The sequence below is a fragment of the Haladaptatus sp. genome (genome assembly GCF_049589095.1).
Taxonomy (GTDB): domain Archaea; phylum Halobacteriota; class Halobacteria; order Halobacteriales; family Haladaptataceae; genus Haladaptatus.
This window is the reverse complement of sequence record NZ_JBAWAC010000023.1, coordinates 1-13,132: the sequence shown is the minus strand read 5'-3', so window position 1 is coordinate 13,132 and position 13,132 is coordinate 1. Positions and strand designations below refer to the sequence as shown.

The window sequence follows — 13,132 nt, the reverse complement described above, 5'->3', positions numbered from 1 at the left end:
ATGCAGGGACTGCTGGATCGAGGGCTTCCCGAACAACGGCCTCTACGAGTCGAAAAAGAGCACCGGGACGGTGACGGTGAACGGCGGGCTGTACAAGAACAACAACATCGCGAACGTACGCCTCGCCGGGTCGGGCGGCACGGTTCGGGACTGCTGTGTCGTCGTCAACAAACCCCATTCGGACCCGGACTTCCCGACGAATATGCGCGGCATCTGGCTTTTCGCCGACGACGCGACAGTCGAGAACTGCGACGTGGTGCAGGTCGCCGACGCGGCGAGCGACGGGGGTATCGTCGTCGCCGGAAGCGGAACGACCGAGATTCGGGACACGAAGATTCGAATCCGCACGGACGACACGGCGGCGATGTATGCCGTGAAGCCGGAATCCACGCCCGCGCCGGTCGTCTGTTCCGGCGTCGAGGTAAAGGGCGACGCCGACCACACGGGAATCGGGAATCCGGGCAGCGCCGCATTTCGAGCCTTCGGGCGACCGAACTCCGTCTTCTGGTCCTGCTGTGTAAAACAGACCGGCAACGACCGGGACGGGGTTCTCCTGCAGTACTGCGATGGAAGCAGGGTGAAGGGGAGTTCGTTCGACGTGACCGGGGACGCCATCGTCATCGATCATTCCAGCGACGTGATACGAAAGAACAACTCGGTCGGCACCACCCGGTGTGCCCACCCGTCGTGTCCGAACGACCTGAACACGGCGATCGATCGGTTCGACGACGACACCCTCTCGGCGTATTCGTTCGACCGGGGCGAATCCGGGGCGGGCGTCGTTTCCTCGCCGACTCGAAGCAGGGGCGGCGCGCTCTCGGTCGGGGACACGGTTACGGAGATGACGAGCACGGACGGACTTCCGGCGTATCCCGCGGCGGGCGACACCGTCAGTTACTGGCTTCGCGGTGACGGCGGCGCAGCGGACGTAAACCTCTCGTACGGCGTCCAAAACGACGAAAATCGGTATTTCGTCCGCGTGGACATCGCCAACGCCGACCTCATCCTCTTCCGGTACGAGAACGGGACGACCCACCGACTCGGATCAAATTCGACGGGCTACACCCTCTCGCAGAAGACGTGGTACGAACTCGTCGTGGACTGGAGCGAGGACGGAAACCACATGGCGACGCTCCGGGACGCCGACGGCAACCGCATCGCGCACGTCGTGGGAAGCGACGCGACGTGGTCCTCCGGCGGCATCGGCTACGACGCGTATCTCGACTGCGGCCAGCGGGTCGTCTTCGACGACGTGACGGTTCGGTAAACGGGAACGACGGGGGTCCTGGCCACGAGGGCCGTTTCCGAACGAGTCGAACTGTGTTCTCCTATTCTCCATAATTCCCTAACTCAATTGTACATCATTTACTAGTATATCTGTATTAAAATTCTTCTAGCTTAATCGAATAAGTTTTAATATTGAAATTAATATGCCTTCCTATGGTTGGAAAAGAGTCGAACGATGTTGCCGCACCATCTCGAACACGCCGCTCGTTTTTACGCCGTACCGGTCTTGTCGTCGCAGGAACTTCCACTCTACTCGCTACTGAAAGTGCGGCTCGTGAGGCGATTCGTACGACGTATACTATCCGTGAGGGGACGCCGGACGAAACCGATGTGTACATCACTGATACCCAAACAGAAGGACCGGTCGCCGTGGTCGTCGGTGGGATTCAAGGTAACGAACCCGCTGGCTATCAAGCGGCGGGCGGCATCAAAACGTGGTCGATCAACCGTGGAACGCTCGTTACGATTCCACGAGCGAACCCGGTCGCCATCCAACGTGACACCTATCTCAACGACAACGGGAACTTAAACCGGAAGTTCCCACCAGGTGAAACACCGACGACGCCGCTCGCACGGGCGATTTGGGGCGTCATCGCGTCGTACGATCCCGACATCGTGATCAACCTCCACAGCTCACAGGGGATCTACGAAGAGGACGTTGGCCCCGATGGCGTCGGGCAAGCCATCTATCCGACGACCGCCCCGGGGGCGAGCGAGGACGCGGTCACAACGGCGGAGTACATGAATCGCTATCATCTCGACGATTCGTTCCCCGACTATTATCGGTTCCAGCGCGGGAACACTATCGACGGGACGCGACCGTACCTCGTTCATAAAACCGATGCGGACCTCGGCGTTCCCGGATTCATCGTCGAGAGCACCCGATACGAAACTTCCCTCGCAACCCGCAGGAACTGGGAACTCAACATCGTCCACCACCTGTTGGATCGTCACGGTATCGACCGAACCTACGAAAGCTGATCGACTTCTTCGCCCGCCGCCTCATATTCCGGCGTGCAGTAGGAAGACCGCAATCGCGCTCGTGAGGATGGAAACCGGGAGTCCGACCGACAACAATCGGACGATGGAGATGTCCACGCCGCGCCGGGCGGCCTGCTGGAGGACGATGAGCGTGGCCGCGCTGGCGATGGGCGTCGCGTTTCCGGCGAGGGTGCTGACCGCCGAAAGGACCAGCCACCCCGCATCTCCCGACACGCCCGACGAGAGCAGGACGACGGCCGGGACGTTGCTGATGAGGTTCGAGAGGACGAACGTGAGTCCGGCGAATCGCCAACTATCACCGAATCCACCGACGATGCTCATGAGTGAGGTTTGTTCCAGACTGCCGACGAGGATGAAGATGCCGACGAAGAGGACGATGATGCTCCAGTCCATCCCGTGGAGCACGTCCTCGCCGGGAACCCGCCGAAACAACTGAAGCCACGAGATGTGGAGGATACCCAACGATGCCGCGATGATCCCTGGGTCAGTGTCGGGAAACAGGATGAGAAACACGAACGTGGCGAGGAGGAAGGCGAGACTCGACAGTGCCCACGCCTCGTCGATATCCGGGACGGGAACCTCGGGAAGCGGAACTCCGGACGTCGTGATCGGAACGAGGACGAGCGCCGCGACGAGCAGGCAGACGAACGCGACGGGTGCGAGATGGGTGACGAACTCGACCGACGTCAAACCGCTCTTATTCAGGATGTAGGCGTTCTGCGGGTTGCCGAGCGGCGTCGCCACGCTCCCGATGTTCGCGCCGAGGACGACGGCGATGAGCGGCGGAATCGGGTCGACGTCGGCGTTCCGGACCACCTTCACGAGAATCGGCGTCAGCAGGAGCACCGTCGCGTCGTTGAGCGCGAACGTGCTGAGGACGGCCGCGAGCACGAGCGTCCCGACGGTCAACCGTCGGGCCGTGCCGGTGTAATCCACGAGGTACGACCCCGCCCACCCGTAAAACCCGCTCAACGAGAGCGCTTCGACGTGCGCGAGCATGCCGAACAGCAGGAGCAAGGTGCTCGTGTCCACGCTCGCCAGCGCCTCGTCGGGGGAAATGGCCCCGATGGCGAGGACGACGACCGCACCCGTCGCGCTCGTCAACGACCGGCTGAGGGGGTAGACGCGGATCTGATTGAAGAACAGCAAGCCGAACGTCACGAGGACGACGGCGACCACGAGCGCGTCGGAAGTCATGTCCGGTTGTTCACTCGGAGAAATAAAGGATGTTCGGACAGGTCGGGGGTGGAAACGCGATCCCCGACCGAAATATACAGTGTGACTTTCGTCGATTCGCAGCGATCCGAGTCAGTCCCGCGTCTTGATGAGGAACTTCATGTCTCCCTCGAAGACGACGGTGCCCTCCTGGTTCGTCATCGTGGTGTCGATGGTGACGAGACCGGCGTCGTCACGGCTGGACAGCTTCTTGGTTCCGGTGACTTCCATGTCGAGCGAGATGGTGTCGTCCATCTTGACGGGTGCGGGGATGTCCATGTAGTTCATGCCGAGGAACGCGAGGACGGTCCGCTCCAGAAAGCCACAGCGGTAGACGAACCCGGTGGCCAGCGAAAACGTCATCGGGCCGTGGGCGACGCGCTCGCCGAAGTATTCGTCCTCGGCGTACTCCTTGTTGGTGTGGAGTTCCGTCCAGTCGCCCGTGAACGCCGAGTGCTGGACGAAGTCGTACTCGGTGACGGTTCGGCCGACGCTCTCGAACGTTTGGCCCTCTTCGAAGTCCTCGAAGTGGTGCGGTTCGTAGCTGTAAGGCATGTCGAAATCCACTCGGCAAGAATATAAGTAATTATTGCACTGAATCGATGTATGGCGAACGTTCCGGACGACAGGCGCGAGAGAATCGCGAGCGACCCGTTCTGTGAAACCCTCGGCATCGAGCTCACGGTGTTGGAATCGGGCCACGCTCGAACCGAGCTCAGAATTCGAGACGAACTGCTCAACTTCCACGGGACGCCCCACGGCGGCCTGGTGTACTCGCTCGCGGACGCGGCGTTCGCCGCCGCGTCCAATTCCGACGGTGAGACGGCCCTCGCACTGGAGACGAACATCTCGTATCTCGCGGCGGCGGCGGTCGGTGACACGCTCGTCGCGATCGCCGAGCGCGAGGACGAGACGCGGCGCACGGGGACGTACAGAGTCGATGTCGGTGTAGAGAAAGACGGATCGGACGGGAACGAGGGGGAGAACACGGAAACGGTGGACGGCGACACGGTGGACGACGACGGACTGGCGGAAGTCGCGATATTCCGTGGCCGAGTGTACAAACCCTGATCGTTTCCCGTACCGCAGCCCCCGATAACTCGTCAATGGATCGTGCTTATTGGAAAATTCATTTGAATTCTCACCACCCTGCTAAGAATACAATCGAGAGTACATTTTGTTCGAAAATCGTTGGGTGTGACCCTATTCGAAACGTTCATCTAACGAAAATGAAGATTTAATCGCTGATCTATTCTTAAATTCATAACTCACGGGGATAATAGTGTGATTTATACGGTTTCAGCAAATCGCGTGTGGTATGAACACGAGTCCCATGCCCTGGGCTCCATCGTTACTGTACGCGACGACCGGCGGGCGGCCATCGCGGCGGAACGTCGTCGTGTTGTCCGACGGAGCGGACGACGAACGGGCGATTTCGTTCGCGGCGGCGCTCGCCGCCGCTCGCGGTGGGACGCTGGTCCTCGTCAACGTTGCCGTCCGGTCGTCCGGAACCCCGCTCGGCCTCGCGGAGAAGGTGCTCGACGAACGGCGAAAGGTGGCCCAAAACAGGCTTCGAACGGTGGTGGATTCGTCGTCCGAAGTACGGACTCGGGCGGCGGCTCGCGTCGGGCGGACCGTTTCGGCCATCGCACGGAACGTGTGTGAGGAGTTCTCGGCCGGTGTCGTCGTCGTCGCCGAATCCGAATCCACGTTGCCGACCCCCCTCGGCCGAAGCGTTTCGACACGCGTTGGCCGCAGCGTGGACTGCGACGTCGTCTCGGTCGGTGGGGCACACACGTCGCGCGACGTGTCCTCGATCCTCGTTCCGGTCGCTGGGGGGCCACACTCCGGACGGGCCGTCGACGTGGCGCGTTGTTTGGCCGAAAAACACGGTGCGTGGGTCGAACTGCTCCACGTCGTTCCCGAAACAGGGGACGAACGAGTCCTCGCGGACGCGAAGGGATACGTCACAGCGGCGAACGAACGGTTGGACGAGTTCGAAGGGGTGGACGAGTGGATTTTGGAGGCCGACGACGCTGCCGAGGCAATTATCGACCAATCCCAATACTACGACGTGACCGTTCTCGGTGCACCGCAAAAACACAGACTCCACGAGTTCGTCTTCGGTTCCACGACCGAGGACGTTCGCTCCTCGGCGTACAGCACCGTCATCAGCGTCGAACGACGGAACGGGCGTGAGTCACTGTTGAATAATTGGCTCCGGACCGAATAACCGGTTTCGAATAACTGGTTCCGAATAACTGATTCCGAACCGGATCGATTGACCGACTTCGGACGAACGTCGCTGGATTCCGATTACAACGTCGCTTCAATCTTCTCGCCCGCGGTCACGCCGTCGTACCGTTGAAAGACATTGAACCGTGTCGTGGCCGTGTCAGCGGTGGTCGAACACGCGTTTCACTTTGCCGACCTCGGTTCGTTCGAGGGTGCCGAGTTCGACCACTTCGAGTTCGTCGGGTTTCACGTCGAGAATTTCGCGCAGGCAGGCATCGATCCGGTCGCGGAGTTCCGCGGGCGAGTCCTCGAAGCTTTCGTGGTATTCGACGGAAATCTTCATCCTGTCGAGTTGGCCGTCCCGCGTCAGGTCGATGCGATAGTGTGGCGCGACGGCGTCCAGATCGATCATCACTTCCTCGATTTGGCTCGGGTAGACGTTCACGCCGCGAACGATGAGCAGGTCGTCGGCGCGGCCGGTGACGTTGCCCATGCGAACCATCGTCCGTCCGCACTCACACTCCTCGTAGTTCAACGTCGTCATGTCGCCGGTTCGGTAGCGCAATACGGGGAGGGCTTCCTTCGTCAGGCTGGTGATGACGAGTTCCCCTTCCTCACCTTCGGGAAGCGGTTCGGCCGTCTCCGGGTCGATGACTTCGGGATAGAAGTGGTCCTCCCAGATGTGCTGGCCATCCTGCGCTTCGGCACATTCGATGGAAACGCCCGGTCCGATGATTTCCGAGAGACCGTACACGTCCACGGCGGTCACGTCGAGCGCTTCCTCGATCTCCTCGCGCATCGGGTCCGTGAACGGTTCCGCGCCGATGATGACGGTTTCGAGCGCGAGGTCGTGTGGGTCGATGCCGCGGTCCTCCATCGCTTCGGCGAGGTAGAGACAGTACGACGGGGTACACGAGAGTACCTCGCTTTCCAAGTCCAGTAACATGTCGATCTGTCGGGCGGTGTTGCCACCACCCACTGGAATGACACACGCGCCGAGTTCCTCGACGCCATCGTGGAACCCGAGGCCGCCCGTAAACAGGCCGTAGCCGTAGGCGTTCTGAACGACGTGCTCCGGTTCGACGCCCGCCGCACTGAGCGACCGGGCCATCACCTCACGCCAGATTCCGAGGTCTGAATCCGTGTAGCCGACGATTTTTGGCTTCCCGGTGGTCCCCGACGAGGCGTGAATACGGGCCAATTCCGCGCGTGGGACCGCGAACATCCCGTCCGGGTAGTTGTCGCGGAAGTCCTCCTTCGTCGTGAACGGGAGTTTCGAGACGTCCTCGACGCTCCCGATGTCGTCGGGCGAGATATTCGCTTCGTCCAACGCGTCACGATAGTGGGGGACGTTTTCGTAGGCGTGTGCGACCGTCTCCGACAGTCGCTCGTCCTGAATCGCACGCAGCTCCGCCCGAGATGACACCTCGGTGCCACTGTATGTCATGCTTGTTCATGATTGGAAGGGGCACGGGAAAACTGTTACTCGACCGGTGGCGAAACGTGCCACTTCGGATGAAAGTTTATTTTCTTTGCCGTTGCACCCCGACGGGATGGCAACAGTCTCGGAGCTCTGGGGGCGGTCGGAGGGTCGCAACCGACACTGGTGGGTCTTCGTCGGGGGGTACGCGGGAATCGTCCTCGCGCTCCTCCTCGTCGTGACGCTTGGCAGCGGTTCGACACTGGCCGACACGCTCCTTCCCGTAGCGCTCTTCTACGCCCCACCGTTCGTCTCCGGTGCGAGCGCGTTCCGCGGCGGCGGCTACCTCGCCAGCCTCGCCGTCGGTCTCACTCCCGGCGTCCTGTACGCCATCGTCGTTGAAGGGCATGTGCTCGTCGGTCAACCAACGACCGCCCAAGCACCGCTGTGGACACTGGCTGTCGGTTTCGGAATCATCGGTATCATCGGATCGTTCCTCGGATACGCTATCGGAACAGGCGTGTTGCGATTCATCCGGGGACGAGAGCTCCGGTGAGCACCTGAGCACCTCACGTCATCGCAAGCGTGTGGGAAGGGGCCGGTTGCCACTCGAACTGATTACTCGGACAGAAATCCGATCAACGATTCGTTCACCGCTTCGGGCCGGTCGTTTTGGACCCAGTGACTGGCGTCGGATAGGCGCTCGATTCGCAAGTCGGGAATCCAACGGTCCAGCCCTTCGGTCAACTCGTTGCCGAGCGCGAAATCCTCCATGCCCCAAATCAGCAGGGTCGGTACCGTCACGTCGAGGGAGTGGCTCGACCCGCCGACGAGGGACCGAAGTCCCGTCGGAACGGCGTCGCGGAACAACGCGCGGTAGTAGTTGATGGACCCCGTCAACGCGCCGGGCTGAGAAGCGGCCTCGACGTAACGCTGGACGTCCGCCTCGCTGAACGCGTCCGAGTTCACCGGGGTGTCCCGGAAGATTCCCTCGATGGAGTCGTAGTTTCGGGCGGAGAGATACGCCTCTGGAAGCCACGGCAACTGGAAGAAGAACATGTACCACGAACGTCGGAGCTGTGCGGGCGTCCGCAGGACTTCGCGGAACCGTCCCGGATGCGGTGCGTTCAGGACGGCGAGCTTGGCGACGCGCTCGGGGTGGCGGATTCCGACCTCCCACGCGACGGCACCACCCCAGTCGTGGCCGACGACGTACGCCTCGTCCTCGCCGAAGTGGTCCATGAGGCCGACCACGTCGCCGACCAATTCCTCCACTCGATACGATTCGACGCCGTGGGGTTTCTCCGAGTCGTTGTATCCCCGCATGTCGGGCGCGACGACGTGGTACCCTGCCTCGGCGAGGGCCGGAATCTGGTCGCGCCATGAGTACCAGAATTCGGGGAAGCCGTGCAGGAGGAGGACGAGTGGGCCATCACCCGCTTCGACGTAGTGGAGACGGACGCCGTTGACGATGGCCTCGTCGTGAGTCATGTCGGACATACGTCTACCGACGGTATTTTCGCCGATAAACGTTGACGTATGCTCGTGGCCGAACCGTAATCAAGCGCAACCCGAACTCACTCCAGAATTCGCTCGATGTAGTCGTCCATGTCGCGGGCGAGCGAACACGTGCCGGGCTGAATCCAAAAGTAGCTGTAGACGACGCCGTTGTCCTCCCCGCTCCCGGTGACCTTGTGTCGCCACTCGTCGCGCGGTTCGTCGGCAACGAGGTGGAAGAAGTGCCGCCGGTAGGCTTTCGGCTTCTCGTGGTGGTTCCACACGTCCGTGGAGAGCGGACGGACAGAATCGAAGTCGGTCAAACCGCTCTCCTCTCGCACTTCGCGGACGACTGCCTCGTGGGGGGCTTCCCCGTCCTCGATCGTCCCTTTCGGGACCTGCACGCCAACGTCCTCGTTGGCGTGCTCGAAGACGAGCAGTTGGCGGGTCTGCGCGGCCTTACGCGTGATGTACGCGTAGGCTTTTTCTTCAGTTATGGGTCGATCGATCACGGATACGATTACAAAACGGGGGGCGGGGGTGTAAGCGTTATTTCAGTCAAATGTCTGGTTCGATGTCAGGGACGAGTAGAACCGGATAGGAGGTGGTTGTACGCTGGCGGAATGTGTTATCGCCCCCATCGTCCTCCGAGTGCTCGATGCGCGGGTATCTCGAAAAAAGACGCGTCTGCGGCCTACTGCCACAGCACAGTGTCGGTATAGTTCTCGAACCGAGTGATGTGGCCATCCTGTAGGTCACAGACGTGGGCGAATGGACTCTCTATTCTCTCTCCCGTATTCGTCGTAGCGTGGAACGAACCCAGTGCGACGACCGTATCGCCACCGTCTACGTACCGGTCGGGTTCGACTCGGAACGTCTCGAACTCCCCCTTAGCCGGTTCGAAGACGTTCGTTCGCACCGCGTTGGGTCCGTGGTGGACCCCGCTGAAGTAGAATCCTTCCGGTTCGACCCACTCGATGTCGTCCGCCATCGTGGCTAAGACGGAGTCGAGGTCACTCTCGTTGAACCCCTCGTATATCTGTTGTACCGTTTCGACGTTGCTCGATCGTGTCGATGTCATTGTTCCCCACCCGTAAGAACGTAGAGTCCGCAAGCGGATATAGCTCTCTACGACCGTTCTGACCGAATTGGTGTTGCTCGAACGAAAGGAAGTTCCTCTCGATTTGACGAGGTATCCCTGCTTACGAGAGCGGACGAAACCACACCGCCGTCAGCAACAGCGCGAGGAAGACGTACGACCCACGGATGAGCAACATCGTGGCGAGTTCCGGGCCGCTCCGGTAGGCGACGACGGCTACGGCACCGAACGCCACCACTGCGAGAACGGAACTCGGCGGGAACACCCCCGACACCGAAAGTTCGAGGACACAGAGCAACGCGAACAGAATGAGTCCGTAGGCTGTGGTTCGAGCGCGATTCTGCCCGAGGACGACGGCTACGGTCCGTTTGGAGATGGAGCGGTCGTACTCGTAATCCTGGGCGTCGTCGATGACCTTCACGCCCGAGAGCAGGACGAGGAAGACGAGCGCGAACGCGATGGCGACGGGCGAGAGCGTCCCCGTCTGGACGTAGTAACCGCCGAGGATCGACAGCGCGATACCGAGCGGATAACCGGTCGTCGTCGTGATGGGGTTCGTGTCGAGTTGCGGCGCGTGGAGATAGCCGATGAACCACGTCGGGAGCGTGATGAGCACCGCGCCGACGCCGACGGTCACCCAGAGTCCGCCGAGGCAGGCCAAGAAGAGGACGGCGGCGGCGACGAGCAGGAGCTTACAGCCGTTCGCCGTGAGCGGGTGATCCTCGTCCTCGCCCCGGATGTAAAAATCGACGTAGCCGTCCTTGACGTGGGCCGTGTACACGGCCGCGAAGATGGCGACCATGTGGAGTCCGCCGGTTGCGAGCGAGAATTCCCCGGCCAGCATACTCCCGAACCACGAGGCGGCGACGGGCGGAAGCATGAACACTGGGTGGACTTGCGAAGCGACTGCGCGTGCGGCGGGAACCACGCCGGAACCGCGGCGTGAGATGGGCATCGCATCGACCGACAACGCCATCGCTGATAAAGTCTCAGGCCGAAAGAGGGCGGAAAATTCAGCGAACCGCGTCCGCCGCTTCACCCATGATTTCCAGCGCCGCCTCGATTTCCTCGACGCTCGTCGCGTAGGAGATGCGAGCGTAGCCCGCACCGTGCTCGCCGAACGCCTCGCCGGGGACGACGACGACGCCGCGTTCGAGGACTTCGTCCACGAAGCTCTCCGGAACTTTCGGCATGGCGTAGAACGCACCCTGCGGCGTCGGCGTTTCGAGTCCGATGTCGTTCAACCCGTCGAGAAGGATGTCACGCCGCTCTTCGAACGATGCGGCCATCTCCTCGACGGTGTCCTGCGGTCCAGTCAGCGCGCCGAGCGCGGCAAACTGCGCCGGGGCGCTCGCACACGCCTGCACGTACTGGTGGACGCGGAGCATGCGCTCGATTCTGCGCTCGCTGCCCGCGACCCAACCGAGTCGCCACCCGGTCATCGAGTACGTCTTCGAGCAGGCGTTGACAACGACGACGTTGTCCGTCTCCGCGAACTGCATCGGCGAGTAGTGTTCGCCCTCGAAGACGATGTGTTCGTACACCTCGTCGGAGATGCAGAGGACGTCGTGTTCGTCCGCGATGCGGGCGAACTCGCGCATGTCCTCCTCGCTCGACACCGCGCCGGTCGGGTTGCCGGGGCTGTTGACGACGAACGCGGCGGTGTCGTCCGTGATGTTTTCCTCGATAACCGCGGGGTCGATGGTCAAATCCTCGCGCACGGGAACGGGTTTCGGCGTCCCGCCTGCGAGGTGGGTCAGCGCGTCGTACGCAACGAACCCGGGGTCGGGGAAGATGACTTCCTCGCCCGCGTTGACGTGCGCTTCGAGGGCGATGTGGAGCGCTTCGCTGCCACCCGCCGTGGCGATGATGTTCCCCGGCGGCACGTCGATGTCGTTGTCGCGTTCGTGTTTCGCGCTGATGGCTTCCCGAAGCTGGGGAATCCCTTTGTTCGACGTGTAGGCGTCCGTCGCGCCCGATTCGATGGCCTCCAGCGCGGCCTCCCGGGCGTGCTCCGGCGTCGGGAAGTCCGGTTGTCCGAGTCCGAGATTGATGGCGTCCTCACCTGCGGCCTCGAACACCTTCCGAATGCCGCTTATCGATACGTGTTCGACCCTGTCCGAAAAGCCGGTCATACACCGAAAGCGACGAAACGGAACCCGATAATTCTTCGCTTCGATTACTCGACCTGTGCGCGGAGCACTTCGAGATGGTCGTCGATGACCGAGAGGGCCGCGTCGGCGTCCATGTATCCGTTGTCGTACTCGCTGTACACCTTGTCCACGTCGCGGAAGAACTGGTCCAAATCCACGTCCTCAGTATCGCTCATGTCTCGCCGGAAGGGGTTCGCACGCAAAAACGTCGTGGTTGCAGTTGCCGACTACGCACCGCTCCCGATGGATACGTATATATGACTTTAGAAACTAGAAAAATTTAATACTATATACTTAGTTTTTAATTCTGATATGTCAAGAAGATTAGGACGACGGTCGATTCTCAAATCGCTCGGTACCGCCGCGGCGGCGACTACCGGGGTCGCTGCACTGAGCGGTTCGGCGGCCGCATTTACCGACGGAGAGCGAGTCGCTGCGACCACGGCGCTGAACACGCGGAAACAACCGGGAACCGACCAACCCATCGTCGCTACGGTGAACGACGGCGAAGTGGGCGAAATTATGAACGGTCCCATCGACAAGGGCGGCTACCGATGGTGGGGTGTTCACTGGCTCAACCGCAACGTCTGGGGCTGGTCGGTCGAGCGATATCTCACGTCCACGTCCGGTGGCAGCGGCAGCGCGGACTTGGTGTGGCCGATGACGGGTTACATCACGTCGCCGTATGGCCAGCGTTCGAGCGGGTTCCATAACGGCGTGGACATCGGTGCCAACGGCAACATCGGCCAGCCGATTTACGCCGCCCACGCCGGAACCGCGTACACCGCCTACGACGCCGGTGGATACGGCAACTACGTTTACATCAATCACGGGAACGGCTACCGGACCGAGTACGGCCACGTCAACAGCTTCGCCATCTCGGACGGCCAGCAGGTCAGCCAAGGCCAGCACATCGCCGGAATGGGAGAGGACGGCAACGCGACCGGCCCGCACGTCCACTTCGAAATCCAGAACGGCAGCAATCATTACCCCATTCCCGGAAGCGACGGGCAGAACGTCACCGCCGGAACCGCGATCCCGCGGGACTACAACGGGTTCTGAATCGAATCCGAACGGGTGCGGCGTCACTCGCCAATTCGTTTCTCTTCCTCCCGCGGAGGAGTCCGGAGTCGTCTTCGTCGCTCGAACGCACGGAAAGGATACCGTTGCGATCGACGACGTCGAGTCGACATTCTAAATAGTCTTCTCGTCCGTTCTCGGGAC

General features: G+C 61.4%; 14 protein-coding genes and 1 pseudogene. 6 read left to right on the top strand and 9 right to left on the bottom strand.

All coding sequences use genetic code 11. The features are described 5' to 3' along the window. Positions 1-1,267 (top strand): annotated as a pseudogene (locus WBV42_RS00890) (hypothetical protein); the annotation flags it as partial. Positions 1,268-1,617: 350 nt separating this feature from the next. Continuing rightward, entirely contained in the window at positions 1,618-2,268 is a 651-nt protein-coding gene (locus tag WBV42_RS00885) for a M99 family carboxypeptidase catalytic domain-containing protein (RefSeq protein WP_423984369.1), read from the top strand. A gap of 21 nt (positions 2,269-2,289) precedes the next feature. On the opposite strand, the gene WBV42_RS00880 is transcribed toward WBV42_RS00885, so the two are convergent. Beyond that, positions 2,290-3,486, bottom strand: a complete 1,197-nt coding sequence (locus WBV42_RS00880; RefSeq protein ID WP_423984368.1) for an SLC13 family permease — start codon at positions 3,484-3,486, stop codon at positions 2,290-2,292. Between the two features lie 111 nt (positions 3,487-3,597). Further along, complete coding sequence (locus WBV42_RS00875; protein ID WP_423984367.1) at positions 3,598-4,059, bottom strand: MaoC/PaaZ C-terminal domain-containing protein; 462 nt, start codon at positions 4,057-4,059, stop codon at positions 3,598-3,600. Between the two features lie 51 nt (positions 4,060-4,110). Between WBV42_RS00875 and WBV42_RS00870 the strand changes: the two genes are divergently transcribed. Further along, entirely contained in the window at positions 4,111-4,575 is a 465-nt protein-coding gene (locus WBV42_RS00870) for a PaaI family thioesterase (RefSeq protein WP_423984366.1), read from the top strand. A 247-nt stretch (positions 4,576-4,822) separates the two neighbouring features. Beyond that, positions 4,823-5,737: a universal stress protein gene (locus tag WBV42_RS00865; protein ID WP_423984365.1), complete on the top strand. Its 915-nt coding sequence runs from the start codon at positions 4,823-4,825 to the stop codon at positions 5,735-5,737. Positions 5,738-5,899: 162 nt separating this feature from the next. Here the strand turns inward: WBV42_RS00865 and paaK are convergent, their stop codons facing one another. Then, complete coding sequence (gene paaK / locus WBV42_RS00860; protein WP_423984364.1) at positions 5,900-7,186, bottom strand: phenylacetate--CoA ligase PaaK; 1,287 nt, start codon at positions 7,184-7,186, stop codon at positions 5,900-5,902. Between the two features lie 106 nt (positions 7,187-7,292). On the opposite strand from paaK, the gene WBV42_RS00855 reads away from it, so the two are divergent. Further along, positions 7,293-7,715: a hypothetical protein gene (locus tag WBV42_RS00855; RefSeq protein WP_423984363.1), complete on the top strand. Its 423-nt coding sequence runs from the start codon at positions 7,293-7,295 to the stop codon at positions 7,713-7,715. A 62-nt stretch (positions 7,716-7,777) separates the two neighbouring features. Here the strand turns inward: WBV42_RS00855 and WBV42_RS00850 are convergent, their stop codons facing one another. The 6 genes from WBV42_RS00850 to WBV42_RS00825 all read right to left on the bottom strand — a co-directional run bounded on the left by WBV42_RS00850 (position 7,778) and on the right by WBV42_RS00825 (position 12,084). Continuing rightward, the gene (locus WBV42_RS00850; protein ID WP_423984362.1) at positions 7,778-8,659 is read right to left on the bottom strand and encodes an alpha/beta fold hydrolase; all 882 of its coding nucleotides are present in this window, start codon (positions 8,657-8,659) and stop codon (positions 7,778-7,780) included. A gap of 77 nt (positions 8,660-8,736) precedes the next feature. Then, complete coding sequence (locus tag WBV42_RS00845) at positions 8,737-9,168, bottom strand: NUDIX hydrolase (protein WP_423984361.1); 432 nt, start codon at positions 9,166-9,168, stop codon at positions 8,737-8,739. Between the two features lie 182 nt (positions 9,169-9,350). Next, complete coding sequence (locus WBV42_RS00840) at positions 9,351-9,737, bottom strand: nuclear transport factor 2 family protein (protein WP_423984360.1); 387 nt, start codon at positions 9,735-9,737, stop codon at positions 9,351-9,353. 121 nt (positions 9,738-9,858) lie between these two features. Continuing rightward, positions 9,859-10,710 (bottom strand): UbiA family prenyltransferase, encoded by an 852-nt coding sequence (locus WBV42_RS00835; RefSeq protein ID WP_423984359.1) that lies wholly within the window; start codon positions 10,708-10,710, stop codon positions 9,859-9,861. Between the two features lie 58 nt (positions 10,711-10,768). Then, the gene (locus tag WBV42_RS00830) at positions 10,769-11,890 is read right to left on the bottom strand and encodes a pyridoxal phosphate-dependent aminotransferase (RefSeq protein ID WP_423984358.1); all 1,122 of its coding nucleotides are present in this window, start codon (positions 11,888-11,890) and stop codon (positions 10,769-10,771) included. 44 nt (positions 11,891-11,934) lie between these two features. Next, the gene (locus WBV42_RS00825) at positions 11,935-12,084 is read right to left on the bottom strand and encodes a hypothetical protein (RefSeq protein WP_423984357.1); all 150 of its coding nucleotides are present in this window, start codon (positions 12,082-12,084) and stop codon (positions 11,935-11,937) included. A 136-nt stretch (positions 12,085-12,220) separates the two neighbouring features. Between WBV42_RS00825 and WBV42_RS00820 the strand changes: the two genes are divergently transcribed. Continuing rightward, positions 12,221-12,970, top strand: coding sequence for a peptidoglycan DD-metalloendopeptidase family protein (locus tag WBV42_RS00820; protein ID WP_423984356.1), 750 nt, complete (start codon positions 12,221-12,223; stop codon positions 12,968-12,970). Positions 12,971-13,132 lie beyond the last annotated feature (162 nt).